Source organism: Streptomyces sp. NPDC051563 (genome assembly GCF_044454225.1).
GTDB lineage: Bacteria > Actinomycetota > Actinomycetes > Streptomycetales > Streptomycetaceae > Streptomyces.
Genome location: NZ_JBITDL010000057.1, coordinates 1 through 25,742, shown reverse-complemented (window position 1 = coordinate 25,742; position 25,742 = coordinate 1). Strand labels below are relative to the sequence as shown.

Annotated in this window: 26 protein-coding genes and 1 pseudogene; 16 read left to right on the top strand and 11 right to left on the bottom strand. The window is 72.1% G+C overall.

Translation table 11 applies throughout. From position 1 onward, the window contains the following. Window positions 1–141 precede the first annotated feature (141 nt). The 3 genes from ACIA8F_RS38260 to sigK all read right to left on the bottom strand — a co-directional run bounded on the left by ACIA8F_RS38260 (window position 142) and on the right by sigK (window position 2,335). Entirely contained in the window at window positions 142–720 is a 579-nt protein-coding gene (locus tag ACIA8F_RS38260) for a fasciclin domain-containing protein (RefSeq protein ID WP_399385665.1), read from the bottom strand. A gap of 287 nt (window positions 721–1,007) precedes the next feature. Further along, window positions 1,008–1,754, bottom strand: coding sequence for an anti-sigma factor domain-containing protein (locus ACIA8F_RS38255; protein ID WP_399385664.1), 747 nt, complete (start codon window positions 1,752–1,754; stop codon window positions 1,008–1,010). Beyond that, entirely contained in the window at window positions 1,751–2,335 is a 585-nt protein-coding gene (gene sigK, locus ACIA8F_RS38250) for an ECF RNA polymerase sigma factor SigK (RefSeq protein WP_399385663.1), read from the bottom strand. Before sigK ends, ACIA8F_RS38255 begins: the two co-directional genes overlap by 4 nt. Before the next feature lie 359 nt (window positions 2,336–2,694). Here sigK and ACIA8F_RS38245 point away from each other — a divergent pair, with 359 nt between their 5' ends. Both ACIA8F_RS38245 and ACIA8F_RS38240 read left to right on the top strand, forming a co-directional pair. Then, window positions 2,695–4,281, top strand: coding sequence for a molybdopterin-dependent oxidoreductase (locus tag ACIA8F_RS38245; RefSeq protein ID WP_399385662.1), 1,587 nt, complete (start codon window positions 2,695–2,697; stop codon window positions 4,279–4,281). Between the two features lie 98 nt (window positions 4,282–4,379). Then, window positions 4,380–5,036 (top strand): fasciclin domain-containing protein, encoded by a 657-nt coding sequence (locus tag ACIA8F_RS38240; protein ID WP_399385661.1) that lies wholly within the window; start codon window positions 4,380–4,382, stop codon window positions 5,034–5,036. Window positions 5,037–5,120: 84 nt separating this feature from the next. Here the strand turns inward: ACIA8F_RS38240 and ACIA8F_RS38235 are convergent, their stop codons facing one another. After that, on the bottom strand, window positions 5,121–5,978 hold the full coding sequence (locus tag ACIA8F_RS38235; RefSeq protein WP_399385660.1) for a hypothetical protein: 858 nt from the start codon (window positions 5,976–5,978) through the stop codon (window positions 5,121–5,123). A 127-nt stretch (window positions 5,979–6,105) separates the two neighbouring features. Between ACIA8F_RS38235 and ACIA8F_RS38230 the strand changes: the two genes are divergently transcribed. Continuing rightward, window positions 6,106–7,170, top strand: coding sequence for an NAD-dependent epimerase/dehydratase family protein (locus tag ACIA8F_RS38230; protein WP_399385659.1), 1,065 nt, complete (start codon window positions 6,106–6,108; stop codon window positions 7,168–7,170). 177 nt (window positions 7,171–7,347) lie between these two features. Here ACIA8F_RS38230 and ACIA8F_RS38225 read toward each other — a convergent pair whose 3' ends face one another. Together ACIA8F_RS38225 and ACIA8F_RS38220 are read right to left on the bottom strand one after the other, a co-directional pair. Next, complete coding sequence (locus tag ACIA8F_RS38225; RefSeq protein ID WP_399385658.1) at window positions 7,348–7,755, bottom strand: hypothetical protein; 408 nt, start codon at window positions 7,753–7,755, stop codon at window positions 7,348–7,350. Then, window positions 7,755–8,897 (bottom strand): molybdopterin-dependent oxidoreductase, encoded by a 1,143-nt coding sequence (locus ACIA8F_RS38220; RefSeq protein ID WP_399385657.1) that lies wholly within the window; start codon window positions 8,895–8,897, stop codon window positions 7,755–7,757. The genes ACIA8F_RS38225 and ACIA8F_RS38220 overlap by 1 nt, the downstream gene beginning before the upstream one ends. Before the next feature lie 114 nt (window positions 8,898–9,011). Between ACIA8F_RS38220 and ACIA8F_RS38215 the strand changes: the two genes are divergently transcribed. The 3 genes from ACIA8F_RS38215 (at window position 9,012) to ACIA8F_RS38205 (ending at window position 11,320) form a co-directional block, all read left to right on the top strand. Next, window positions 9,012–10,475: a glycosyltransferase 87 family protein gene (locus ACIA8F_RS38215; protein WP_399385656.1), complete on the top strand. Its 1,464-nt coding sequence runs from the start codon at window positions 9,012–9,014 to the stop codon at window positions 10,473–10,475. A 45-nt stretch (window positions 10,476–10,520) separates the two neighbouring features. Beyond that, a complete protein-coding gene (locus ACIA8F_RS38210) occupies window positions 10,521–10,880 on the top strand; it encodes a DUF6479 family protein (RefSeq protein WP_399385655.1) in 360 nt (119 codons plus the stop codon). A 110-nt stretch (window positions 10,881–10,990) separates the two neighbouring features. After that, window positions 10,991–11,320 carry a TfoX/Sxy family protein gene (locus ACIA8F_RS38205; RefSeq protein WP_399385654.1) on the top strand — a complete coding sequence of 110 codons (330 nt, stop codon included), beginning with the start codon at window positions 10,991–10,993 and terminating at the stop codon, window positions 11,318–11,320. A 115-nt stretch (window positions 11,321–11,435) separates the two neighbouring features. Here the strand turns inward: ACIA8F_RS38205 and ACIA8F_RS38200 are convergent, their stop codons facing one another. Together ACIA8F_RS38200 and ACIA8F_RS38195 are read right to left on the bottom strand one after the other, a co-directional pair. Further along, window positions 11,436–12,689 carry an ATP-binding protein gene (locus tag ACIA8F_RS38200; protein WP_399385653.1) on the bottom strand — a complete coding sequence of 418 codons (1,254 nt, stop codon included), beginning with the start codon at window positions 12,687–12,689 and terminating at the stop codon, window positions 11,436–11,438. Next, complete coding sequence (locus ACIA8F_RS38195) at window positions 12,686–13,342, bottom strand: response regulator transcription factor (protein ID WP_399385652.1); 657 nt, start codon at window positions 13,340–13,342, stop codon at window positions 12,686–12,688. The genes ACIA8F_RS38200 and ACIA8F_RS38195 overlap by 4 nt, the downstream gene beginning before the upstream one ends. Window positions 13,343–13,585: 243 nt before the next feature. Between ACIA8F_RS38195 and ACIA8F_RS38190 the strand changes: the two genes are divergently transcribed. Genes ACIA8F_RS38190 through ACIA8F_RS38175 form a run of 4 tightly spaced genes read left to right on the top strand, consistent with a single transcriptional unit; the run spans window position 13,586 to window position 17,233 of the window. Then, on the top strand, window positions 13,586–14,113 hold the full coding sequence (locus ACIA8F_RS38190; protein ID WP_399385651.1) for a hypothetical protein: 528 nt from the start codon (window positions 13,586–13,588) through the stop codon (window positions 14,111–14,113). A 2-nt stretch (window positions 14,114–14,115) separates the two neighbouring features. Further along, entirely contained in the window at window positions 14,116–15,306 is a 1,191-nt protein-coding gene (locus ACIA8F_RS38185) for a peptidoglycan-binding protein (protein WP_399385650.1), read from the top strand. 2 nt (window positions 15,307–15,308) lie between these two features. Next, window positions 15,309–16,037 (top strand): ABC transporter ATP-binding protein, encoded by a 729-nt coding sequence (locus ACIA8F_RS38180; RefSeq protein WP_399385666.1) that lies wholly within the window; start codon window positions 15,309–15,311, stop codon window positions 16,035–16,037. Beyond that, window positions 16,034–17,233: an ABC transporter permease gene (locus ACIA8F_RS38175; RefSeq protein ID WP_399385649.1), complete on the top strand. Its 1,200-nt coding sequence runs from the start codon at window positions 16,034–16,036 to the stop codon at window positions 17,231–17,233. The genes ACIA8F_RS38180 and ACIA8F_RS38175 overlap by 4 nt, the downstream gene beginning before the upstream one ends. A gap of 84 nt (window positions 17,234–17,317) precedes the next feature. Here ACIA8F_RS38175 and ACIA8F_RS38170 read toward each other — a convergent pair whose 3' ends face one another. After that, the gene (locus tag ACIA8F_RS38170; protein ID WP_399385648.1) at window positions 17,318–18,175 is read right to left on the bottom strand and encodes an NAD(P)H-binding protein; all 858 of its coding nucleotides are present in this window, start codon (window positions 18,173–18,175) and stop codon (window positions 17,318–17,320) included. A gap of 94 nt (window positions 18,176–18,269) precedes the next feature. On the opposite strand from ACIA8F_RS38170, the gene ACIA8F_RS38165 reads away from it, so the two are divergent. Beyond that, the gene (locus ACIA8F_RS38165; protein ID WP_399385647.1) at window positions 18,270–18,983 is read left to right on the top strand and encodes a TetR/AcrR family transcriptional regulator; all 714 of its coding nucleotides are present in this window, start codon (window positions 18,270–18,272) and stop codon (window positions 18,981–18,983) included. On the opposite strand, the gene ACIA8F_RS38160 is transcribed toward ACIA8F_RS38165, so the two are convergent. Next, entirely contained in the window at window positions 18,980–19,420 is a 441-nt protein-coding gene (locus ACIA8F_RS38160) for a hypothetical protein (RefSeq protein ID WP_399385646.1), read from the bottom strand. The two genes, ACIA8F_RS38165 and ACIA8F_RS38160, sit on opposite strands and share 4 nt — an antisense overlap. A 590-nt stretch (window positions 19,421–20,010) precedes the next feature. Here ACIA8F_RS38160 and ACIA8F_RS38155 point away from each other — a divergent pair. Further along, the gene (locus tag ACIA8F_RS38155; RefSeq protein WP_399385645.1) at window positions 20,011–20,715 is read left to right on the top strand and encodes a GAF and ANTAR domain-containing protein; all 705 of its coding nucleotides are present in this window, start codon (window positions 20,011–20,013) and stop codon (window positions 20,713–20,715) included. 18 nt (window positions 20,716–20,733) lie between these two features. Next, complete coding sequence (locus ACIA8F_RS38150; protein WP_399385644.1) at window positions 20,734–21,450, top strand: GAF and ANTAR domain-containing protein; 717 nt, start codon at window positions 20,734–20,736, stop codon at window positions 21,448–21,450. Between the two features lie 2 nt (window positions 21,451–21,452). On the opposite strand, the gene ACIA8F_RS38145 is transcribed toward ACIA8F_RS38150, so the two are convergent. Then, window positions 21,453–21,782 (bottom strand): hypothetical protein, encoded by a 330-nt coding sequence (locus tag ACIA8F_RS38145; protein ID WP_399385643.1) that lies wholly within the window; start codon window positions 21,780–21,782, stop codon window positions 21,453–21,455. Between the two features lie 368 nt (window positions 21,783–22,150). Here ACIA8F_RS38145 and ACIA8F_RS38140 point away from each other — a divergent pair, with 368 nt between their 5' ends. The 3 genes and pseudogenes from ACIA8F_RS38140 (at window position 22,151) to ACIA8F_RS38130 (ending at window position 25,568) form a co-directional block, all read left to right on the top strand. Continuing rightward, on the top strand, window positions 22,151–22,747 hold the full coding sequence (locus ACIA8F_RS38140; RefSeq protein ID WP_399385642.1) for a hypothetical protein: 597 nt from the start codon (window positions 22,151–22,153) through the stop codon (window positions 22,745–22,747). Further along, entirely contained in the window at window positions 22,744–23,082 is a 339-nt protein-coding gene (locus ACIA8F_RS38135; protein WP_399385641.1) for a hypothetical protein, read from the top strand. The genes ACIA8F_RS38140 and ACIA8F_RS38135 overlap by 4 nt, the downstream gene beginning before the upstream one ends. 228 nt (window positions 23,083–23,310) lie before the next feature. Then, window positions 23,311–25,568, top strand: a pseudogene (locus ACIA8F_RS38130) (phosphoketolase). The last annotated feature ends 174 nt before the right edge of the window (window positions 25,569–25,742 follow it).

Below are 25,742 nucleotides of genomic sequence, written 5' to 3'. Positions count from 1 at the left end.
CCAACGAAACCGGCGGCCCGCGGATGCGGGCTCGCGGGGCGGAAAACGCAGATCGCCGGGGGGGGGGGGGGGGGGGCGCGCCCCCCCCCCCCCCCCCCCCCCCCCCCCCCCCCCCCCCGGCAGGCGACGGAAACGGTCCGGTCACTTGGGACTGAGGACGGTGTCGATGATGTGGACGGTGGCGTTGGCGGTCTGGACGTCACCGCAAACGATCTTCGCCTTGCCGTTGACGGTGAAGCTCTCGCCGGATCCCGCCGTGGTCAGCGAGCCGCCTTCGAGGGTCTTGAAGTCGCCCATGGCGAGTTGCTTCGGGGTGATCTTCTCGCCCACCACGTGGTAGGTGAGGATCTTGGTCAGTTCGGCCTTGTCGGCCAGGATCTTGTCCAAGTCGGCCTTCGGGATCTTGGCGAAGGCCGCGTTGGTCGGCGCGAACACCGTGATGCCCTTGGCATTGTTCAGGGTGTCGACCAGGCCGGCCTTCTTGACGGCCGTGACCAGGGTCGACAGCGCGGGGTTGTTCGACGCGGCGGTGGCCACGGGGTCCTTGGCCATGCCCGCGAGACTGCCCGAGCCCTCCTTGGGCACCGAGGCACAGGCAGGGCCGAAGGGATCGGCCTGCGAAGAGTCGGCGAACGCCGGGGCTGCCACGCCCAGGGCTATGGGTAGGACGAACGCTGCTGCCGCGAGTGCGGCGGATCGGCGGACGTTGTGGGTGCTCATGTGTTCCTCCTCGTGGAGGCGGGCCCCGCCCTCTGCCCCGTCCCGGGGCCCGCTCGTTCCCCTCACCCTTCATTCGCAGCCGACCGCCGGGGCGATGGGTGGAGAAAGATACGAATTTCCCCTTTTCGGTACGCCTGGCCACAGGAGCCCGGGACCGACCGTCTTGCGCTGTCGTGGCTGGTCCCGGCCTGCCGGGACCAGCGGGGCGGGGCCCGCACCGGCACACGGTGCGGGCCCCGCTCCATGTCGCGACCTGCGGGCCGGCAGGTCGCGATGCGGTGCGTCGGTCAGGCGGCGAGGGTGAGCAGGATCAAGGGGCTCGTCGTGGGCTGGGCTGATCCGCCGGCGGGTTCGAGGGTCAGGCCCACGGCGAGCGCCTGACCGGGATCGCCCTGCATGAGGACGGCCCCGTCACCAGCGAGGAAGCCGGCGGGTCGCATGGTCCCGTGGTCGTCGAACCACAGCTGGTAGGTCCGCCCTGCCGGGGCGGCCGGGAGCCCCGTGGTGAGGAAGGCGGCCCGGTTCAGGCGGGCGGAGGTGACCACGGATGCGGCCGCGCCGGTGCTGGTGCGCCCGTGGACGGTTCGGGCATCGGGTGACGAGATGACGGCGGCCAGTGCCTGCACCTGCCGGCCGGCGGACCGGGCCTGCGCGTGTGCTTGTTCCGCCTGCTGGTGCTGCCAGGCGGCGAGGCCTCCGAAGCCCGCCACCGCGGCGATGCCGGCCGCTATGACGAAGGCCGCGGCCCTGCGTCCGAGGAAGGCGCTCCTCCGGGGCGGCGCGACGGGGCGGGTGAGCGGAGGCAACTGCCTGACGCCCTCGATGCGGCGCAGGACCTGCTGCCTCGAGGAGGCGGGTACGGACAGGACGGCGGGCGGGGCCAAGCGTGCGGCAGCGGCCTGGAACTCCCTCACCTCCTGCCGGCAGCTTTCACAGTGTTCGAGGTGTGCGGTGAAGGTACGGAGTTCCTCGCCGGTGAGCGCGTCGAGCGCGTACGCGCCGGTGAGGGTGTGCAGGTCCGTTTCGTGTCTCATGTGGTCACCCCCATGCAGTCGCGCAGCCGGATCAGTCCGTCGCGCATCCGGGTCTTGATGGTTCCGAGCGGGGACCGCAGCTCTTCCGCGACCTCGCGGTAGGTCAGTCCCCGGTAGTAGGCGAGGGTCAGCGCCTTGCGCTGGATCTCGGTCAGGCCCTCCAGGCAGCGGCGTACCTGTTCGCCCTCCAGCCGGGCCTCGACCTGCTCGGCGACCTCGTCGTAGGGCCGCACCTGATCCCGTACGCCGGTGGCGTGTTCGCGGTCGGCGGAGGCCTGGGCGGAGCGGACGCGGTCCACCGCCCGGCGGTGGGCGATGGTCGCGACCCAGGTCATGACGGCGCCCTGCTCGGGGTGGTAGCGGGTGGCTTGACGCCACAAGTCGATCATCACTTCCTGCGCCACCTCCTCGGACTGCGCCCGGTCCCGGACGACTTTGACGACGACCCCGAACACGGTGGGGGCGACGGCCTCGTAGAGGACGGAGAAGGCGTCCTTGTCGCCCTCCCCGACCTTCTCCATCACCTCCTGCAGCCTGGCTCCGTCCGTGTCGCGAGGGCGGGCGTGGCGGGGCTCCGTCATCGGCGTGCCGTCCCCTGCCGTGCTGCGCCCTGCCGCGGAGCGGCCGTGCGGTGGATTCGCCGGTGGTGGTGCGTGGATGTCATCAACAGCAGCTCTTTCGGCGTGAGAAAGACCGGCTCCCGGGAGCCGGCCCTGGTGCTCAGCTGTCTTACCGCCTCTTCGGAGCGGCCATATGTACGGATTGCCCTGAGCGGCAACACCACACCCCGGTCTTCATCCGACCAGGCGAAAACCGTCGTCGAGTGACCGGCCGCCAGGGGGCGACGGCCGCGGAGCAAGTCCGCCGGACCCGTCACGACCTGGGACGGGTTTCCCCTTGATGATACGAACCGACCAATCCGCCGGACGGAGTGCGGCGAATGGGGGGTGTGAGCACCTTCCGCAAGTCCCTCGCCCGCGGCACGCTGGGCGCCGTGTCCGGCCTGCTGGCCGGCTACACGGCGCTGGCAGTGGCCGAACTCGCCGCGTCACTGGTACGGCCGCAGGCCGGACCGGTCACCGCCGTCGGCGGCGCGGCCATCGACCGGACACCGGCCGCCGTCAAGGACTTCGCGATCCGCACGTTCGGGGAGAACGACAAGCTCGTCCTCCAGCTCGGCATCCTGGCCACGCTCAGCCTCCTCGGCATCGTTCTGGGCATCGTCTCCCTGCGCTACCGGCGTTCCGGTGCGGCGGGAGTCCTGCTGTTCGGTGTGATCGGCGCGGCTGCGGCCCTCACCCGGCCGGACGCCCGAGGAGTGCTGGACGCCCTGCCCTCGGTCGCCGGAGCACTGGCCGGCGCCGCTGTCCTGTACGTCCTGGCCGGAAGGCTCACCCGCGGGGTGGTCCCGACCGGTACCGGGGAGAGGCAGGACGGCTGGTCCCGTCGGGGCTTCCTCGTCGCGGCCTCCGCCACCGCTGTCGCCGCCACCGCGGCGGGCGCGGCGGGTCGCGCTCTGATCGGCCGGAGCGGCCAGGGCGCCTCGGCTTCCAGGTCCGCGCTCAAACTGCCCGCACCGGCCTCCCCCGCACCCGCACTGCCCGCCGGCGTACAGCTGAAGGCGGCCGGGATCAGCGCGTTCACCACCCCCAACAAGGACTTCTACCGCGTGGACACCGCGCTGGTGGTCCCCAAGGTCGACGCGGACACGTGGAGGCTGCAGATCCGCGGCAAGGGCGTCAGCCGTCCGCGCACCTACACCTTCCAGGAGCTGCTCGACCGTCCGCTGATCGAGCGGGACATCACCCTGACCTGCGTCTCCAACGAGGTCGGCGGCCCCTACATCGGCCACGCACGCTGGCTCGGCGTACGCCTGGACGACCTGCTGCGCGAATGCGGCGTCAAGCCGCCCTCCCGCGGAGGCAAGGCCGATCAGCTGATCGCCCGCTCCGTGGACGGCATGACGCTCGGCTCGCCGGTCGAGGACGTCATGGACGGCCGCGACGCGATGCTGGCCGTCGGCATGAACGGTGAACCGCTCCCCTTCGACCACGGCTTCCCCGTACGGATGCTGGTCCCCGGCCTGTACGGATACGTGTCCGCCTGCAAGTGGATCAAGGAGCTCGAGCTCACCACCTTCGACTCCTACGACCCGTACTGGGTCAAGCGCAAGTGGGCCCGCAAGGCACCGATCAAGACCCAGGCCCGCATCGACACCCCCAAGCCCTTCGCCCGGCCGACGGGCGAGGTGGTGACCGTCGCCGGAGTCGCCTGGGCGCAGCACCGCGGCATCCAGCGCGTCGAGGTACGGGTCGACGACGGCCCCTGGCGGGACGCCGACCTCGCACCGCAGGCGAGCAAGGACACCTGGCGCCAGTGGTCCTACCCCTGGAAGCCGACACCGGGCGGCCACAACCTCACGGTCCGCGCCACCGACGGCAGCGGCCAGGTCCAGACCGAGGAACGCACCCGGACCATCCCCGACGGTGCCAGCGGCTGGCACAGCGTCTTCGTCACCGCGGGCTGACCTCGCGCCCGGCCCCACCGCTACCGGTGGCCGGCGCCCCAGACCTTTCCTTCCCTTCCTTCCATCCCCAGCATTCGAACATCCATAGGAGATACCTCATGTCCAGCACGCTCCGTTTCCGTCGTACCGCTCTCGCCGTGGCCGCTGCGGCCGTTCTCCCCTTCGCTCTGTCCGCCTGCTCCGACTCGGGCAGTGACTCGGCGTCCGGGTCCTCCGCGGACAAGAGCAGCGAGGCGCCCGCCGCCTCGCAGCCCGCGACGCCGGACGCGTCGATGGCCATGGACAAGCCGTTCGGCCCGGCCTGCGCCGGCGTTCCCGCCGACGGCGCCGGCTCCTTCGACGGCATGGCCAAGGACCCCGTCGCGACCGCCGCCTCCAACAACCCGGCGCTGTCCACCCTGGTGACGGCCGTCAAGAAGGCCGGCCTCGTCGACACCCTCAACAACGCCCAGGGCATCACGGTGTTCGCACCGACCAACGACGCCTTCGCCAAGATCCCCAAGGCCGACCTCGACAAGGTCCTCGCCGACAAGGCCACCCTCACCAAGATCCTCACCTACCACGTCGTCGGCCAGTCCCTCACCCCCAAGCAGCTGGAGTCGGGCTCCTTCGACACCCTGGAGAAGACCAAGCTCACCACCAGCGGCTCGGGCGAGACCTACAAGGTCAACGACACCTCCAACGTCGTCTGCGGCAACGTCAAGACCGCCAACGCCAACGTCTACATCGTCGACACCGTCCTGATGCCGAAGTAACACCCCCGCGCGACAGCCGAGCAGCCCTGCGGGCCGGCTCCCCTTACCGGGAGCCGGCCCCTCCGCGTCCCGGGCGGAGGGCGGTCACCGTCCCGCGAAGACCCCCGGGGGGAACGCCCCGTTCGCCAGCGCGGTACGCGTGAGGCGGCCGCCGATGGCGGTCAGCCGTTCCACCCCCGTCTGCCCAAGGTGGTCGTAGGGCGACCGGGCGAGCAGGTCGGTGCGCTCCTCCGTCTCGCTCCTCAGGTCCCGCCCGAGCACAGTGAGGCGGCCCTCGGAATCGATTACCCCGCGTGCGCGCAGCCCCTCCCGGGCCGCCTCCCACTCCTCTGCGGTCCAGCCGCGACTGTGCCGGGCGAATTCCTCGGTGAATCCCTCACCGGTGGCGGTGTGGGTGATCAGCGCCTCCAGTCCGCCCAGGCCGGAGGTGGACAGCGCTGCCAGATGGCCGTCACCGCGGTACTCGCGCAGCACGGTGATCGCGTGCCACAGCGCCAGGTGCGCGGGCTCCGGAGCCGGGAGATCGGCATGGGCCGCGTAGAGCGGCCGTCCCGCCGGTGCGCACGCTTCGGTGGCGGCCGCCGCCAGAGCGGCTGCCTCGCGCACCTCGGGGTCGTCGGCGACCGAGTCGCCCAGCAAGCGGCGCAGCACCCGGTCGACAGCCCTGAGCCGGGCCGCCAGGACCGTGCCGGGGGTCGCCAGATCCCAGGCCCGCGGGATGTGCGCGGCCACCAGAGCCGGGCTGAAGTTGTAGAACGTGGCGGCCACCACGCCCGGACCCACGGCTCCCATCGCCGCGGCCCGCCCGGCGAAATACCCCATGCGCCCCTTGTGCAGCCCGGACCCGGTGAATTCCTCCTCGGCCTCCGGCGCGAAGTAGATCAGGGAGTGGAGGGGGTTGAGGGCCCCGTGGCACTGCTTACCGGCCAGTAGCGAAGTCATGGCCGCACTGTAGACCTCGATGGCGCGGCGGGGCATCGATGGCGTCCGCGCGGGCACGGATGACGGAAGTCTTACGTGCAGGTGTGGGAGCCCCGCCGGGGTCCCCGTGCTGCGTAACGTCGGCCGTATGCGCGTACTCGTCACCGGAGGAGCCGGGTTCATCGGCTCCCACATCGTCAACGCCCTTTCGGCCCGCGGGCACGAGCCCGTCGTGCTCGACGCACTGCTGCCCGCCGCCCATCCGCACGCGCCGGACCTGCCCGACGCGGAGTTCCTCCGCGCGGACGTACGGGACGCCGAGGCGGTCCGGTCGGCGCTGCGCGGGGTGGACGCCGTATGCCACCAGGCGGCCATGGTCGGGCTGGGCAAGGACTTCGCGGACGCCCCCGACTACGTCGGCTGCAACGACCTCGGGACGGCGGTCCTGCTGGCCGAGACGGCGGCGGCCGGCCTGAGGGACCTCGTGCTGGCCGGATCGATGGTGGTCTACGGGGAGGGCCGCTACCGCTGCTCCGTCCACGGCACGGTGCGCCCCGGGCCCCGCCTGGCCGAGGACCTGACGGCCGGCCGGTTCGAGCCCCGCTGCCCCGACTGCGGGGCCGGGCTCGCACCGGGACTGGTGGGCGAGGACGCGCCGACGGACCCCCGGAACGTGTACGCGACGACGAAGCTGGCCCAGGAGCACCTGGCCTCGTCCTGGGCCCGGTGCGTGGAGGGCCGTGCCGTGTCCCTGCGGTACCACAACGTGTACGGGCCGGGCATGCCCCGTGACACCCCCTACGCCGGGGTGGCCTCGTTCTTCCGCTCCGCGCTCGCCCGCGGTGAGGCACCGCGGGTCTTCGAGGACGGCGCGCAGCGGCGGGACTTCATCCATGTCGGGGACGTGGCCGAGGCGAACGCGGTGGCGCTGGAGGCCGTCGGCGGCATGTCCGCCGGAGCTCTGGCGGCCTTCAACACCGGGAGCGGTGATCCCCACACGGTCGGCGAGATGGCGAACGCGCTGGCGGCGGCGTACGGCGGAGCGGCCCCGGTGGTCACGGGCGAGTTCAGGCTCGGGGACGTACGGCACATCACCGCCGACTCCGCGCGGCTGCGGCGCGAGCTGGGGTGGCGTCCGCGGGTGGGCTTCGCCGAGGGGATGGCCGAGTTCGCGCGGGCGGGCCAGCGCGCCTCGGCGGCCTCCGTCAGCTGAGACCCGGAGCCCGGATCCCGGATCCCGGTCCGACACCTGTCCTGCGGGTGGCGGTCTTCGACCCGCTGCCCCGCGAGGACCGCCCGGGGTGGGATCCGTACGGTACGGATCCCACCCCGGGCAGCCCTGCGGCCCCGGGCCCCGGCCCCGACTCGGCCGCCCGGCCCGGCGTCCTGTTCAGGCCCGGCGGGCCGCCCGGCTGCGCAGTACGGCCCGCGCACCCGCGTGGGCGGCGGTGAGCAGGGCGATGGCCGCCAGCACCACCAGCCAGTTGCGCAGGTAAGCGAGCGGCAGGACCGTGGGGTTGGCCGCGCCGCCGGGGCGCAGCAGCGGGGGAAGTGCGATCGCGGTCAGCGAACCCGCGACGATCAGGGCAGCGCGCGGCACCCCGCTCAGGCGCGGGCCCAGTGCGGCGACGAGTGCGGCGACGGCGATCACGAGCGGGGCGACGAAGCCGTCGTGGACGACCACCGCTCCCCCGAGCCATACGGCGATCCGCCAGGGCTCGGGCTGCTGGAGGAGCAGCCACCCGCCCCAGCCGGCAAGCGCCAGCCCGAACCCGCCCGTCACGTAGCGGAAGTTCATCACGCGACCTCCAGTCGGCCGACCCACTTGGTCTGGAGGACTCCGGGCCGGTTCGGGGCGATGATCCGCGCCGGGTAGCCGTGGTCCAGGGACAGCACCTCGCCGCCCAGCCGCAGTGCCAGCAGCGTGAGCGGGTCCTGCGCGTACAGCCGGCCCATCTCCATCACCCGGTAGGCCCCCGCCGCCTCCAGGGACACCACCCGGGCCCGGGCCCCGGGGCCGCCTCCGGCCCGCTCCAGGAGGTCCCGTACGCGTACTCCCGTCCAGCGGGCGGACTTGCTCCAGCCCTCCACGCACGCGATGGGCAGCGTGACCTCGTACTGGGGAAGGGCGCGCAGTTCGTCCAGGGTGAGGGTGTACGGGCGCGGCCCGTCCACGGTCAGCCGCCAGTCGGCCAGTGACGCCCTGCTGACGCGCGCGGCGGCGGCCGTGCGGTTCACCGGCAGGCCCTGAACGCCGTGGGCGGGGCTGCGGGGGCCGAACAGGTCGAGCGGGCCGAGTGCGGTCACCGACTGCCCGACGGTCGTGAGCGTGACCGCCCCCACCGCGGCCGCCACGCCGGCCAGCACCTGTCTGCGGTCGGGTCCGTCGGACTCGGGGAGCGCCAGGGTTCCGGGGGAACGGAGCGTGAAGTGGTCACGGATCTTGTGCCATTGCACGGCGATGTGCAGGAGCAGGGCGCCGAGCAGGAGCCAGGCCACGGCGTAGTGCACGGGTACGAAGTTGAACGGCCAGGGATACCACTGGAAGGTGTTCAGCAGGCCCGTGAACAGCTCGAACAGTCCGGCCGCGACCAGGACCGCCACGGAGAGCCGCTCCAGGGCGTGGACCGCGGAGCGCACGGGCGGCCAGGCGAACAGCCGGGGGTACACGGCCCACAACTTGGCGAGCAGCAGCGGGATCGCCGCGATCCCGGAGGCCACGTGCAGTCCCTGGGTGAGGCGGTAGCCCCAGGAGGGACGGCTCGGCAGCGAGTCGGCCAGCCAGTCCGGCGGGTGCTGGAGGTAGTGGCTCAGCACTCCGGTGGCGAAGCAGACCGCGAAGGAGAGGCCCAGCCAGCGGCCGATGGCCGTGGCGGTACGGGCGTCGTGCAGGCGCGCCCTGAAGGTGAGGGGCGGGCCCGGGGGCAAGGTGAAGCGCATGCCCCCATCACACCCGCCGCGCGGCTGTCGTAGGGGGCTGGAACACCTTACGAATCACGGACGTCCGGGGCGCCGACGGCCCGCGGAGGGGCGCTTCCTGGAACGCTTTCGCAGGTGAACCCGTCTACCGCCGCCACCACCCGTACCGCGATCACCGGCGCCGCCACCCGTACCGCGATCACGGGCGCCGCCCTCGCCGCCCTCACCGCGGTCCTCGCCCTCACCGTCCGGTACGGGGGATTCTTCACCGACCCCGTGGGCCTGTCCTGGTGGTACGCGGCATGCTGGGGGCTCTTCGCCACGGCCCTCCTCGCCCTGCGCCGCGCCCCGGCCCGGTCGGTCGTCCCGCTGCTCCTGGCCGGGGCCGTCGGCGTCACGGTGACCGGTCTCCTGGGACCGCCGCGAACCAGCACCGACTCCTACCGCTACGCCTGGGACGGCCGCGTCCAGTCCGCCGGCGTCTCCCCCTACGACCACACGCCCCAGGACCCCGCCCTCGCCCGACTGCGCGATCCCTGGCTGTTCCCCACGGGCACCGCGTGCAGCGGCCCCGACCTGGCGGGCATCCCCCACGCCGACGGCGCCCCTCACTGCACCCGCATCAACAGGCCCGCCGTCCACACCATCTACCCGCCCGTCGCCGAGGCCTACTTCCTCGCCGTCGACACGCTCTCGCCCACCGGATCCCGGCACAAGCCGCTCCAGATCGGCGCCGGCCTGATCTCCCTCGGCGTGACCGGCACCCTCCTGCTGATCCTTCGACGGCGCGGCGCAGACCTGCGCAAGGCCGCGTACTGGGCCTGGTGCCCGGCCGTCCCCCTGGAGGCCGTCAACAACGCCCACATCGACGTCCTCGGCGTACTCCTCGCCATCGCCGGACTCGGCCTCGTCACCTCCCGCGTCCAGACCCGGCGCTCGGTCGGCGGCCTGCTCATCGGCGCCGCCATCGCCACCAAGCTCATGCCCGCCGTCGTCCTGCCCGGCGCCCTCTCCGGCGTCCGCCGGATCCGCGACGCCGCCGCCGTGCTGCTGCCCGCCGCGGCGTTCACCGCACTCGCCTACCTGCCGTACGTCCTGCTCTCGCACGCCTCGGTCTTCGGCTACCTCGGCGGCTACGTGGAGGAAGAGGGCTACGACGACCCCTCGGCCGGCTCCCGGTACGCGCTGTTGCGTCTGGTCCTGCCCGACAGCTGGGCGTTCCCCGTCCTGCTCGCCGTCGTCGCGGGCGTGTCCCTGTACGTGATGTGGCGCGGGGATCCCCGGCGCCCCTGGAGCGGCGCGCTGCTGGTCACCGGCTGGGCCTTCGTCCTCCTCACCCCCGGCTACTCCTGGTACTCCCTGCTCCTGATCGCCCTCGTCGCCCTGGACGGACGCTGGGAATGGCTCGGCATCCCCCTGGCCGGCGCCGCCGTCTACATCCTCGGACCGACCTTCGACTACGGGCCCGTCCTCGCCGGCATCGTGTACGGAGCCGCCGCGTGCCTCGTCCTGGCCACCACCTGGTTCCGCCGCCGCGCCACGCAGGGGGGCGCCGGTCCATCGCAGCGGAATCCCGCGAGCCGTAAGACTTCCGTATGATCGATTTTCGCCTTTTTGGGCCATTTCCCCACCACCATGGATGGCATGGACACCAGCGTGCACGACCTGGCAGTGGACATGACCCTGACGGACATCGGGTGGTTCGGGATCGTCGGACTCCTCATCGTCGCCGTCCTGATCGCCGCGTTCGTCCTGGGCGCGAGGGTCCGGGCGCACGAGCCGCCTCCCCCCACGCCCGACAGCCAGCCGCACCTCCCTCCCGGCGGCGCCGTCCACGAGGTGCGCGAGCAGCCCGGAGACCGTGAGCCGAGGGGCTTCCCCGCGGGCGGACTGAGCCCCCACCAGATGGGCGGCTACGGCAACGGCGGCTCGACCACGCGGCCCCATCCCGAGGAGCAGGCCCCCTCCGAGAGGGAATCCGCAGTCCGGCACCCCGGCGCCTGACCAGGTCGGAAGCACGAGCGCTCCCGGCGGCGCCGGGCTGATGGGCGCGCAACGGCCGTGACCAGCAGCACCGGCGCGCGGGTACCCGTATCCCGCAGGACAGTGGAGGCATGACGTACGACGAAGGGCTCGCCCAGCGGATCCGGGAGCGGCTCGGTGAACGGTCCGCCGTCACCGAGGAGCGGATGTTCGGCGGTCTCGCCTTCCTGCTGCACGGCAACATGACCCTGGCCGTGTCCGGTGAAGAGGTCGCCGTCCGGGTGGGCCCGGACGGGAGCGAACGGGCTCTCGCCCGCCCCGAGGCCCGGCCCATGGACTTCACCGGCCGCCCGATGCGCGGCTGGGTGACGGTGAGCGGCCCGGACCTGGCCAAGGACTCCGTCCTGGACCACTGGATCACGACGGCGGCGGCGTTCGCGGACACGCTGCCACCCAAGTGACATCGCCGACCGAAGCCAATGCCAATGCCAATGCCAAGGAGATCGTCCGCCGGTTCAAGGACACGAACCGCACCCCGGCGAAGGCCGGCCGCTCGGGACACTCTGTTCCGGGAGGTCACGTCGGCGGTCGGCCGCGGGGGCGGAGAGGGAGTTCGACGCGGACCGTGAGTCCGCCGCCGGGGCGGGGGGTGGCGGTGACCTTGCCGTGATGGGTGAGGGTGATCGCGCGCACTACGGCGAGGCCCAGGCCCAGGCCCTTGCTCCGGCGTTCCGGGCCGCGGCGGAACGGCTCGAAGAGGGTGGGGATCTCCGCGGGGGTCAGGACCGGTCCGGTGTTGGCGGCCTCGATGAAGGCCAGCTGCCCGACGGTGCCCGTGGTGATGGTCGCCGTGCCGCCGGGGTGGTTGTGGCGTACGGCGTTGGCCAGGAGGTTCAGTGCGATCTGCCGGAGCAGGGAGGGATCGCCTGCGACGGGTGCGGGGTTGGGGTGTGCGGTGATGCGGACCGCCGACGTCCTGGCCTCTCCGGCGAGGTCCGCGACGGCGTGCCCGGCGAGGTCCGCGAGGTCGACGGGATGCGGTGTCAGGTTCTCGCTCTCGCCCCGGGCCAGGGTCAGCAGGGCCTCGATCAGCCGCTCGGTGCGGGCGTTCGCGTCCAGCGCGCGGTGCAGGGCGGGTTTCAGTTCGTCGGGGACCCGGCCCTGGGCCAGGGGGATCTCCAGTGCGGTGCGCTGCACGGTGAGCGGGGTGCGCAGTTCGTGCGAGGCGTGGGCGGTGAAGTGGCGTTGTGCGGTGAAGCTGCGGTCGAGGCGGTCGAGCATGGCGTCGAAGGTGTCGCCGAGTTCGCGGACCTCGTCGTGGGGTCCGGTCAGGTCGAGGCGCTCGTCGAGGGTGGATCCGGTGCCGATGCGCTGGGCGGCGGCGGTGACCTGGGTGAGGCGGTGCAGGGAGCGGCGGCTGGCCCACAGGGCGAGGAGGGCCGCGAGGCCGGTGAACAGGGCGAGGAGCAGCAGGGATCGGATCAGCAGTTCGTTGAGGACGCTGTGCTGGAAGTCCGCGAAGGCTTCGGACGGGGTGGTGGGCATGGCCTCTGAGGTGCTCGGCGGCAGGGGGGCGGGGCTCTGCGCCGGATCGAGGGGGCTGGTGTCCGGTAGGCCGGGCGGTTCGGCTGCCGGGAGGAGATCGGCGGCCGGAACGACGAGGTAGCGGTTGTCCTCGATGAGCTGCCGTGAGCTCAGCCAGTTCAGGAAGAGCAGTGCGGCGCCGAGGACGGCGAAGAGCGCGGTGGTCGTCAGCGTCAGCCGCCCGCGCAGAGGCAGCCGGTACCGGGCGGGGCGGGTACGGGCGCGCGTCCCGGGGGTGCGGCTCACAGCCTGTAGCCGAAGCCGGGATCGTGGTGGATGAGCGGTGGTTCGCCCAGCTTGCGGCGCAGGGCGTGCACGGCGACCCGTACGGCGGTGGTGGCCGGGTCCATCGCCGCGTCCCACAGCCTGTCCCGTAGTTCTTCGGTGTCGACGGGTGCGCCGTCCGCGCGCAGCAGCAGTTCCAGTACGCCGAGTTCCCTGGGTGTGAGCTTGAGCGGTCGGCCGTCGCGTTCGGCGGCTCTGCGGACGGTGTCCAGGCTGACTCCGTGCCGGCTCAGGACGGTGGCGGCACTGCCGGTGGAGGTTCGCCGGCCGAGGGCCCGCAGCCGGGCCACCAGTTCGAGGTAGGAGAAGGGTTTGGCCATGTAGTCGTCGGCGCCCTGGCCGAGGCCGTCGACCAGGTCGGAGAGGGTGCCGGCGGCGGTGAGCATCAGGATCCTGGCCGGGTAGCCGGTCGTGTTCAGGGCCCGGCAGACCGAGTCTCCGCTCAGGTGGGGCAAGTCCCGGTCCAGGACCAGTACGTCGTAGGTTTCGGCGGCTGTCATCTCCAGTGCCCGGGCACCGTCGTGGGCCACCGCGCAGACCATTCCTTCCCCGCGCAGGCCCTCGGCCAGCATCTCGGCCAGCTCCACCTCGTCCTCGACGATGAGTACGCGCATCCCGACCGTCCCACTCCTGTCACCCGCTCCGTGCGCTGCCCCGTCCGCGCTGCGAACCCGCTGGTCAAGGATCCCTCGGGTGAGGTTAGCCAGCGGTTAGGCGCAGCTCACCGATGGCTCACCGGGCCCTGCGTAGAACTGGTGGACGTACGGGCGTGGGGACGTGCGGACGTGTGGACGGTGCGACGTCACGTCACTCACGTCACATCACGTCGTCGTCGAGATGCACCAGGGAGCAGAAGCATGCGCAGTCGAGCCGGACGGGTCCTCATGGCGGCAGCCGCCGTGAGCGCGGTACTGGTGATGAGTGGTTGTTCCTCCGAGGCGGAGGCGCCGAAGGTCGCCGGGGGCGACGGGTCGGGCAAGAGCAAGCCGCAGGACGACAACGCGGTCCGGCGGGCGTGGGTGACCTGCATGCACGGTCAGGGGCGCAACGAGGTCCAGCAGGACAAGGACGGCAACATCTTCACCCCGGCTTCCGGCACGGGCGTCGAGGTCGACGTCAGCGCCTACGAGGCGGCGGTCAAGGTCTGCGACGAGAAGGTTCCGGGCATCCACCAGGCCAAGGAGAAGTTCAACCAGAAGTACGTCGAGGAGGCGCGGGCCTGGGTGGCGTGCGGGCGGAAGAACGGCTATCCGGACCTGCCCGACCCCGACCCCAAGACCGGGATCCTCCAGATACCGAGGCTGTCGTTCGACGAGGCCAAGTGGGACGCGATCCAGCCGGCGTGCAGCAAGCTGCCCGCCCCCGGCTACCAGATCGGCGAGTGAGCATGACCGAGACCGTCGACTCCGCGGGCCCCGCCGATTCCGCAGGCCCCGTCGATTCCACAGACCCCGACGCTTCCGACGCTCCCGACGCCCGAGGCAGGAGGCGCAAGAGGCGCCGCGGGACCGTCGTCCCGCTCGTCCTCATCGTCGCGCTCGCGGGGACCGCCGCGTGGGGTGCGACCCGCCCCTGGGAGGACAAGGGGGCCGTCGCCGAGCAGCCGTCCGCGGACCACGGGACGGTGGTGGTGGAGAAGGGATCGCTGTCCAGCAGCATTCAGGTCGCCGGGGCCCTCGGTTACGACGCGCCCACGCCCGTCGTCGCCTCCGGCCAGGGAACGCTCACTGCTCTGCCGGCCGTCGGCTCCGTCGTCAAGGCGGGCGGCAAGCTCTACGAGGTGGACGGACGCCCCGTCGTCCTCATGACGGGCGAACGGCCCATGTGGCGGGATCTGGGCCCCGGCGTGGCCGACGGCCCCGATGTCAAGCAGCTCAAGAGCAACCTGATCAAGCTCGGACACGCGGGCGGCCTCGGCCTGGCCGTCGACGAGAAGTTCACCGAGGGCACGGCCACCGCCGTCAAGCGGTGGCAGAAGACCCTGGGCGTGAAGGAGACGGGAACGGTCGCTCCCGGCACCGTCGTCATGCTGCCGCTGGCCGCGGTGCAGGTGCAGAAGCTCGGCGCGCAGCTCGGCTCCGCACTCGGGGCGGGTTCGGTGATGACCGTGAGCGGGACCGGCCTCGTCGCGGTCGTACAGCCCGCCGAGAACCAGCTGTCCCAGTTCAAGCCCGACGGCAGGGTGGTGGTCAACCTCGCCGGCGGCGGCAGCGTCGAGGGACGCATCCGCTCCCTGATCCGCGGCGGGGACGGCAACGGCGGGGACGGCGGCGGTTCCGGTGCCGGCGGGGGCGGTCAGCAGAGGACCTCCGTCACCATCGTGCTGGACAGCCAGGACAAGGCCCAATCGGCCGGACCCTCCTCCGTGACGGTCAACGTCGTCGGGCAGACCGCCTCCGACGCCCTCATCGTCCCGGTCACCGCGCTGCTCGCCCTGGACGGCGGAGGCTACGGCGTCAAGGTCGTCGACGGCGCCACCAGCCGGCTCGTCAAGGTCCAGCTGGGACTGGTCGCCGATGCCAAGGCGCAGATCACCGGTGACGTGAAGAGCGGCGACCAGGTGGTGATCCCCAAGTGACGCTGACACCGACACGGGGCCGCGTACCCGTGCTGGAGCTGACCGGCGTCGTCAAGGAGTACCCGGCTGCGGGATCACCTGCGCTGCGGATCCTGCACGGCATCGACCTCACCGTCGAGGCCGGTGAACTCCTCGCCGTCGTCGGCCCCTCCGGGTCGGGCAAGTCCACTCTCCTCGCCCTCCTCGGCTCCCTCGACCGGCCCACCACCGGGCAGTTGAGCTTCGAAGGACGCGATCTGTCCGGCCTGTCCGACCACGAGCTGGCCGCTCTGCGCGCGCACCGGATCGGCTTCGTCTTCCAGCAGTTCTTCCTGCTCTCCGGACTCACCACGGTCGAGAACGTCGCCACCGGCCTCCTCTACAGCGGCGCCCCCGCCGCACGACGGCGCGAGGCGGCCGTCGAAGCCCTGCGCGAGGTGGGCCTCGGACACCGCCTCGGTCACCGCCCCGACCAGCTCTCCGGCGGGGAGAAGCAACGTGTGGCGATCGCCCGCGCCCTCGTCGGCCGTCCCGCGCTGCTGCTCGCCGACGAACCCACCGGGGCGCTGGACAGTGCCTCCGGGGCGGCCGTCGTCGACCTCCTGCGCGCCCTCAACGACAACGGCACCACCGTCGTCGTCATCACCCACGCCCGCGACCTCGCCGCCTCCTTCCCCCGGCGCATCGGCATCCACGACGGCCGCATCGATTTCGACGAACGCCGCCCGCACCCCACAGGAGCCGACCGATGACCTCCCCGTCCCCCCTGCGCCGGACCCGGCTGCGGCCGGCGGACCTGTTGCGCCTGGGCATGATCGGACCGCGCACGCGGAAGATGCGTACGGCCTTGTCCGCCCTCGGCATCTCCCTGGGGATCGCCGCCGTCATCGCCGTGACCGGGATCTCCTCCTCCAACCAGGCGCACCTGCTGGCCCGCCTGGACCGGCTCGGCTCGAACCTGCTCACCGTCGCCCCGGGGAAGGGCGCCGACCAGCAGCCCGTACCGCTCCCGGCCACGGCCGAGAAGATGCTGGCCAACATCGGCCCGGTCCAGCAGGTCACCGCGACGGGCGCCACCAAGGCCGAGGTCTACCGCAACGACCTGGTGCCGAAGGAGCAGACGGGCAGCATCAGCGTGCTGACCGCCCGGCTGAACCTCCTCGACGTCCTGCACGCCACCCTGCGCAGCGGGCAGTGGCTGGACAGGGCGAGCGAGAACCTCCCCGTGACGGTCCTCGGCGACCAGGCCGCGCAGCGCCTCGGTGTGACCGCGCCGGGCGAGCGCGTCTGGCTCGGCGGGCAGTGGTACGCCGTCACGGGGATCCTCGCTCCGAACGAGCTGGCCCCCGAACTCGCCACGGCCGCCCTGGTCGGCTGGCCCCAGGCCACGGCCCACCTGGGCGCGGACGGCACCGCCGCCACCGTCTACCTGCGCTCGCATCCCGAACGCGTCCCCGATGTCCAGGCCGTGGCCAGTGCCACCGCGAACCCGGCCAACCCGGCCAAGGTCGCCGTCAGCCGCCCCTCCGACCTCCTCACCGCACGCAACGAGACCAAGGGCGCACTCACCGGACTCGTCCTCTCCCTCGCCGCCGTCGCCCTGCTCGTGGGCGGGGTCGGCATCGCCAACACCATGGTCGTCGGGGTCATGGAACGCCGCGGAGAGATCGGACTGCGCCGCGCACTGGGCGCCAGGGGCGGGCAGATCGCCGCCCAGTTCCTGTTGGAGGCCGTGCTGATGGGCTTCATCGGCGGCATCGGCGGGCTGATCGTCGGCAGCCTCACCGTCTACGGCTACGCCCTCGTCCAGGGATGGCCCGCGTCCATCCCCCTCTACACGATCGTCGCCGGCCCCGTCGTCTCCGTGGTGGTCGCCGCCCTCGCGGGGATCTACCCGGCCCTGCGCGCGGCCAGGGCCTCCCCTACGGACGCCCTGCGCTCGGCCTGAGGAAGGACCTGCACCGCACGGCGGCGGTGACGACCGGGGCCGGACGGCCAGGTCGCTGTCGACACCGGTGAACGAACGGCGCTGTCAGCCGGCCGGCTGGGAGAGCACGTCGCGCGCCGTGCGCGGTTCCCGGCCCAGGAGCGTGCCGAGCAGCGGGTCGGTGCCGGCGAAGCCGCCCTGCCGTGCGTTGCGGTAGAAGCCCAGGAGGAAGCGCGCCATGCGCTCGTCCGTGCCGTGGGCGACCTGGGAGGCGAGCCACTCGTCCTCGTCGACGACGACGCTCTTGACGGTGTTCCCGGTGAGTTCCGATGCGGTCTCGGCGATCTCCTCGAAGGTCGGCGCCGTGCTCGCGGTGAGCGTGGTCGGCCCGTCGTAGGCGCCGCCGGAAGCAAGGATGACGGCGGCGGCTTCGGCCGCGTCCTCGCGCGCGGTCCAGGAGACCGGTCCGTCGCCGGGGACGGTGATGACGCCCGTCTCGCGCCACGGGCCCGTCAGCCAGTTGAGGCTGTGTGCGTAGAAGCCGTTGCGCAGCGCCGTCCAGGGAAGGCCCGAGTCAGCCAGGAGGTGCTCGGTCGTGGCGTGGACGTGCGCGGGGCCGAAGGGGCTGCCCGGCGCGGCGGCCTGGTGGCTGGTGTAGAGGAGGCGTCCGACACCGACGGTGACGGCGGCCTCGACGGCGGTGCGGTGCAGGGCCACCGCCTTGTCCGAGTCCGGTTCGTTCGCGGAGACCAGCAGCAACTGGTCGGCGCCCGCGAAGGCGCGGGGCAGCGAAGCCGGGTCGGCGTAGTCGCCGTGGCGCACCTGTATGCCGCGCTGCGCGAAGCGCTCGGCCTTGGCGACGTCGCGGACGGTGACGGCGATGTCCCGGGCGGGGACGCGTTCCAGCAGGTGCTCCACGGTGGCGCCGTTGAGTGCGCCGGTGGCTCCGGTGATGACCAGCATGGTCGACTCCAAGATCTGGGGCGATATCGATGATTCGCTTTTCACGTTACCACTGAAATATCGACGATATCGACGATGCGCTATCGTGGGAAACATGATGGATCCCGCCCCGCAGTCCCCGCGCGACGCCGTGCGCTCACGCCTCGTCGAGGTCGCCGCGCACCTGCTGGCCACAGAGGGGCCGGACGCGGTGACCACCCGCTCGGTCGCGCTCGCCGCCGGCGTGCAGCCGCCCATGATCTACCGGCTGTTCGGTGACAAGAACGGGCTGCTCGGCGCCGTGGCCGAGCACGGCTTCATGAGCTACGTGGCGCAGAAGCCCCCCGTCGACGCGGACGACGACCCGCTCCGGGGACTGCGCGCCGGCTGGGAGCTGCACATCGGCTTCGGACTGGCGAACCCCGCCCTGTTCCGGCTCATGAACACCCCGCTGCGAACGCCCGACGGGGAAGCAGCGGCCCAGTCCGGCTTCGCGGTACTGCGCCGACGGGTGACCCGCCTCGCCCGGGCCGGACTCCTGCGCGTGCCCGAGCAGCGCGCCGTCGACCTCATCCGCTCGGCCGGCACGGGCATCGTGTTCACCCTCATCGACCAGCCCGAGGACGAACGCGATCCCGCCCTCGCCGACCTCGCCTGGGAGGCGGTCTGCACGGCCATCCTGGTCGGCACGCCCGCCGCGGCACCGGCCGGTCCGGCCGCCGCCGCGGTCACCCTGCGCGCCGCACTGCCCGAGCTCACGCAGCTCACCCCCAACGAGCGCGCGCTGCTGGGCGATTGGCTGGACCGCGTCTCCGGCCCAGCGGGCTAGCGGGTCTCGCTGTTCCCGCCGAACCATTTGCTGCGCATGCGGCCCGTCGTCGGGGCGGCCGCCGGGGTGGGACGGTCCTCGCCGAGGACTTGGGCGGTTTGGGCGCGGGCGGCGTCACGCTGCTCGATCAGGTCCTCGCGTTCGCGGTCCACGACCGCGCTCTCCCGCTTCGAGATGAGGGAAGCCTCGTGGCGGGCCAGACGGTTGCGGCGGGAGGCCCGGCGGGCCGCCGCCAGGACGAGAGCAAGACCCAGGACGGCGGCCGCTCCGACCGCGATACCGTAGAGGAACAGCGCGCCGGTCGAGCTGGTGACGTGGTAGCCGAAGACCGAGAAGTCGTTGGTGAGCTCGTGGGCACTGCCGAGGTTCGCCATGACCCCTGCCACGGCGAAGATCAGCGCAGCGATCAAAAGGATGAGACCGAGAATGAGGATCATGGAGCACTCCCTGCTCCGCACTGCCACGTGCGAATGAGCTGCGGCCGGCGAAAGCCCGCCGATCCACACGGCGTCTACCCAAAGGCGTCGGGACCAAGCGATCCCGGCCCGGCGTAACCGGCGGCCACGCCGCTGCCCCGGTCAGGGGCATCGGGTGCCCGGCGGCTCGGCGGCTCGATGCGGGGCGCGCGTCGGTGCGCCCACGCGCCGGTCGGCAACCAGCCAGAAGCGGCCTGCTTGCGCCCCTCCGCCGACACCGGCGCCGGGCTATGCTGCGGACAGAGCGTTCCCGTTCCCGGAGGATCCGGCTCCGACCGGCACGTACCCGGCTGGTCCCGAACCGAGGCAGCCCAGCATGCGTGTCCCCGATACGAACGCCCACAGGTCGGCACTGGCGCGACACCCCCTGGGCGGTGTGCGGTGACGGACGCGTCGCCGCCGGGGCGTTCTCGCAGCCGCGAGTCCTTCCTGAACCGCCTCACCGGCGAAGTGCCGCTCGGGAGGGCGCCGGCAGGTGCGTCCCGCCAGGGACTCCCCGCAGGCACCCCGCGGCCGCAGCGGTGACGGGTGGCCGGTCGGCCAGGATCCGGGTGCTGGTCGCCGAGCAGGCGGCGCGGCGCGGCGAACGGATCGCGGTGATGGACGTGTGCACGGCTGCGGTGGCCGCGCTTCCGATCGACGGAGCAGGGGTGTCGGCCATGTCCAAGGCCGCGCCCGGCCATCCCCTGTACGCCACCGGCCCGCTGAGCGAGCGGATCGAAGAACTCCAGCTCACGCTGGGCGAGGGCCCGGGGCTGGATGCCTTCGCCTTCGGTTCGGCCGTCCTCGCGCCCGATCTGCGGGCCGACGGGGAACGGCTCCGCTGGCCCGTGTTCGCCCTGGAGGCCGTCACCGCCGGTGCGGTGGCGGTGTTCGCGTTCCCCTTGCGGATCGGTGGGATCAGCCCCGGTGTACTGGACCTCTACTCCGGTGTGCCGGGCGAACTGGACTCCGCGGCACTGGCCGATGCCATGGTGTTCGCCGACACCGCCACGCTCCTGCTCCTCGGGGCCCGGATCGACGGGGTGGGCGGCGAGGAACTCGGCGGCTACCGGGCGGAGATCGACCAGGCCACCGGCATGCTCACGGTCCAGCTCGGTGTGGACATCGAGGAGGCGTTCCTCCGTCTGCGCGCCTACGCCTATGCCCACGGACGGCGACTCGCCGAAGTGGCGGCCGATGTGGTGGCCCGCAGACTGCGGCTGCCGCCGGACCGGGACGCGGACGAGGAACGGAGCGCCGCCGACGATGCCTGACAACAGAAGGTGTGCACGATGAACGAACAGCTCCTCGCCAAGGCCTTCGTCGAACTTGCGGACAACCTGGTCGCGGACTTCGACCTGATCGACTTCCTCCGCATGCTGACCGACAGATGTGTCGGCATGCTCGACGTGAACGCGGCCGGCGTACTCCTCGCCGACCACAACGGCGAACTCCGCGTGATGGCCGCCTCCGACGAACAGGTCCGCCTCCTCGAACTGTTCCAGCTCCAGAACGACGAAGGCCCGTGCCTGGAATGCTTCCGCACCGGCGCACCCGTCACCATCCCGGACCTGAGCACGGAATACGACCGCTGGCCGCGCTTCACCACGCAGGCCCGCCACAGCGGATACTCGGCCGTCCAGGCCCTGCCGATGCGCCTGCGGGACGAGGTCGTCGGAGCGCTGAACCTGTTCCGCGCCCGCCCCGGCCCCTTCGATCCGGCCGCCACGCCCGTCGCCCAGGCCCTGGCCGACGTCGCCACCATCAGCCTCCTCCAACAACGCTCCTCCCAGCAAAGCACGGTGCTCAACGAGCAGTTGCAGTCCGCGCTGAACAGCCGTGTGCTCATCGAGCAGGCCAAGGGCAAGCTCGCCGAACGCCAGGGCATCGGCATGGAGGAGGCCTTCACCGCACTGCGCCGCTACGCCCGCTCGCACAACCGGCGCCTGTCCGACCTGGCCGGCGCCTTCATCGACGGAACCGAGCCCCTCGCCGACCTGGCCATCTGACGTCAGCGCGGTTCTTCGCGGTCGCGGTCCCGGTTGCGGTCACGGTTGCGGTCACGGTCGCGGCGGTTTTCACGGTCCTGGCGGCCACGGTGCTGTCGGGCATAGCGGCGGTCCCAGCGGTGCTGCTGGTCACGGTGGTCCCGGTAGTCACCGTAGTCTTCGTAGCCGTGGTGGTCGTCGTAGCCCCGATGGTCGCCCTGCCGTCCCGAGCCACCCCGGCGTCCGCGGTGCACGAGCGTGAAGAGCAGGACGGCAGCGGCCACCCACAGCAGGTGGCTGGAGTAGCCGAGGGCGAGCAGAGCCACCAGGAGCACGAGAAGCAGTACGGACACGAGCGGTCCCTTCCACAGCGGAACAGATCATCGCTGCCGGGGACCAGGGCTTCACCCCGCAGCCTAGTCCCCCGGGGAGCCCAGCGACAGCCGTCGGGCCCATTGACAGCCGACACCGCCCGGCGTTCACTGACGCAGACGGTGTTGGGCCGTACCGCCCGGAAACGCTCCGGAGCCAGGCCTTCCGACCCTCCGCTTCGCCCGGACCCCGCGGAACGCAGGTACCACCCCCTGTGACCGCTGTGCAGGTCCCGGCCGCACCCTTCCGGATTCTCCTCCTCCTGCCGGCACCAACGCGCCATCAACCGAGGAGAGTCGACGCGCATGCAGCAGAACGACTTACGAGCCGGGTACAGCGGGGAGCCGCGATGTCCAGGGCCGTGATCATCATCGCGGCCCTCGTCGTCGCGACCCTCCTCGTGGTGACGGCCGTCCTCCTGGCCGCGCTCGGCCACCGCCGGATCGGGGGCGGCCTGAAACGGCGCTTCGGCCCCGAGTACGAACGCCTCGTGACCCGCCACCAAGGGGGCACCAAGGCCGCGAACCGAGAACTCGACCGACGCCTCAAACAGCACGGATCCGTCAGGGAACGGCCGCTCTCGCCGGCTTCCCGTGAGCAGTACGCGGTCCAATGGGCCGCGATCCAGAAGCAGTTCGTCGACTCCCCTCAGGAGGCGGTCACCGAGGCCGACGCCCTGCTGGCGCGCCTGACCTCGGACCGGGGCTTCCCGGCCGACGGGCCGTTCGAAGAACGGCTCGCCGCGCTCTCCGTCCACCACGCGCAGCACGTCGACGGCTATCGCGGCCTGCACGGAGCCGCCCGCGGCCGTGGCAGCACGGAGGAGAACCGCAGGGCCATGACCGGGGCGGGGGAGCTCTTCGACGCACTGGTCGCGGAGCAACCCGCCGACTCGGGCCGGCACCGTCCACAGCGCCACCACGCCGGGGGAGGCGGACCGCGATGACGTACGACCAGGAACGCGCGCAGCAACTCCCGCCCCCCGGAACCCGCCCGGAGATCCCGGCCTTCGTGTCGCTGCTCGCGCAGAGCGACCGGGACCGGCTGACCCTCCGCCTCCAGCACGCCCTCGGCACCTTCGTCCGGAGCCCGCGCGAAGCGGTCGACGAAGCCGACACCGCCTTCACCGACGCCACCGCCCGCGTGACGGCCGCGCTCGTCGAGCACCGGCGCGTCATCCGCTCCGCCCACCGCAACCTCGGATCCGAAGCCGAGACGGAGGACCTGCGGCTCGCCCTGCGTCAGTACCGGGAGATCACCTTGCGCCTGCTGCGCATGTGAGCGCCCCCGCTCCGACGGGCCCCTGACAGCCGGCGGGAACGGCCGTTCTCCCCGATGAGCCGCCCCGCCGGCCTCTCACCGTCACCGCACGAGCGAAGCGGTCCCGGCTCCACCCGCCCAGCTGCCGCGGCCCGTCGCGGTCTGCCGGTTCCAGGCCCTCCGCAGGAGCACGGTTCGGGCATCGGTTCAACCGGCGCATGCTTCGGCCTGCGGCATGAAGGAGCGCTCATGACGACCCCGTACCGGATCGCGGAGCTGGACGCGCATTGGCGTGCCGCGAACTATCTGGCCGTCGGTCAGATCTACCTCATGGACAACCCGCTGCTCGCCGAGCCGCTCCGGCCCGAGCACGTCAAGCCTCGCCTGCTCGGCCACTGGGGCACCGCACCCGGCCTGAACCTCGTCCACACCCACCTGAACCGGGTGATCAAGGAGCGTGCACTGCATGCCCTGTGCGTCTGGGGACCCGGCCACGGCGGGGCAGCCGTCCTCGCCAACTGCTGGCTGGAAGGCACCTACAGCGAGACCTACCCGGACATCGGCCGCGACACCGACGGGATGCGCAAACTGTTCCGCCAGTTCTCCTTCCCCGGCGGCGTCCCGAGCCACGTCGCGCCCGAGACGCCAGGCTCCATCCACGAAGGCGGCGAACTCGGCTACTCCCTCGCCCACGCCTACGGGGCCGCCTTCGACCATCCCGGCCTGCTGGTGGCGTGCGTCATCGGCGACGGTGAGGCGGAGACCGGGCCACTCGCCGCTTCCTGGCACTCGAACAAGTTCCTGGACCCGGTTCATGACGGCGCCGTCCTGCCCATCCTCCACCTCAACGGATACAAGATCGCCAACCCGTCCGTGCTGTCACGGATCCCGGAGGCGGAGCTCGACGGGCTGCTGCGCGGTTACGGGCACGGGCCACGGGCACGGATCCGGGCGCCGAGCGCGCACGCTGGCCGATGATCGTCCTGCGGACCCCCAAGGGCTGGACCGGACCCCCCGTCGTCGACGGACAACCCGTCGAGGACACCTGGCGCGCCCACCAAGTACCCCTCGCAGAGGTCCGCGAGAACCCCGAACACCTGCGGCAGCTGGAAAGCTGGATGCGCTCGTACCGGCCCGAGGACCTCTTCGGCGCCGACGGCCGACCGACGGCACAGGTCCTGGCCTGCGTACCGGAGGCTGAGCGCCGGCTGGGTGCGAGCCCGTACGCCAACGGCGGCCGGCTGCTGCGCCCGCTTCCGCTCCCCGCCCCGGACGCGTGGGCCGTGCCCGTGGAGAAGCCCGGTAGCACCCTGCACGAGCCGACCCGTGTCCTGGGCCGCTACCTCGCGCAGGTCATGATCGCCAGCGTAGGGCGGCGGGACTTCCGGGTGTTCGGACCGGACGAGACGGCCTCCAACCACATGGACGACCTGTACGGCGCCACCGGCAAGGCCTGGCAGGGCAGCACGGAGCCCACTGACGAGAACCTCTCCCATGACGGCCGGGTGATGGAGGTCCTCTCCGAGCACGTGTGCCAGGGCTGGCTGGAGGGATACCTCCTCACCGGCCGCCACGGCCTGTTCTCCACCTACGAGGCCTTCGCCCACATCGTCGACTCCATGGTCAGCCAGCACATCAAATGGCTCAAGAGCGCGCGCGAGTTGAGCTGGCGCGCGCCCGTCGCCTCCCTCAACTACCTGCTCACCTCGCACGTCTGGCGCCAGGACGGCAACGGCTTCTCCCACCAGGACCCCGGCTTCGTCGACCACGTCCTCAACAAGAACCCCGGCGTCGTACGCGCCTACCTCCCGGCGGACGCCAACACCCTGCTCGCGGTGGCCGATCACGCGCTGCGCAGCCGTGACCGGGTCAACGTGATCGTCGCGGGCAAGCAGCCCTGCCACGACTGGCTGAACCTGGACGAAGCGCGGAAGCACGCCGCACGGGGCGCCGGAATCTGGGCGTGGGCCGGGACCGAGGACATGAGCCGCGAGCCCGACGTCGTACTGGCCTGCGCCGGCGACGTACCGACCCTGGAGGTCCTGGCCGCCGCGTCCCTGCTCCGCGAGCATCTCCCCTCGCTGGCCGTGCGCGTGGTCAACGTCGTCGATCTCGCCCGCCTGATGCCAAGGGAAGAGCATCCCCACGGAATGACCGACACGGAGTACGACGCCCTCTTCACCACCGACCGGCCGGTCGTCTTCGCGTACCACGGGTACCCGTGGCTGATCCACCGCCTCGCCTACCGCCGGACCGGCCATCCGAACCTGCACGTGCGCGGCTACAAGGAGTCCGGGACCACGACCACGCCCTTCGACATGGCCGTACGCAACGACCTCGACCGCTACCGGCTCGTCATGGACGTCATCGACCGCGTCCCCGGCCTCCCCCGCCGTGCCGAGGGACTACGGCAGAGCATGTGCGACCAGCGGATCCGCCACCACGCCTGGATCCGCGCCCACGGAACCGACCTGCCCGAGGTCGCCGACTGGTCCTGGCCCTACTGATTGCCCGAACCGGCTGCCTGCCGGAGAGCAGTCAGATCTTCGAGTATCCCAGGCAGAGCAGAGGCGGGGGGGGGGGCCCCCGGGGGGGGGGCCCCCCCCCCCCACCCCCCCGGGCCCCCCCCCCCCCCGGGGGGGCGGGGGGGGGGGGGTCGCGCCCCCCGCGGGGGGGGGGTG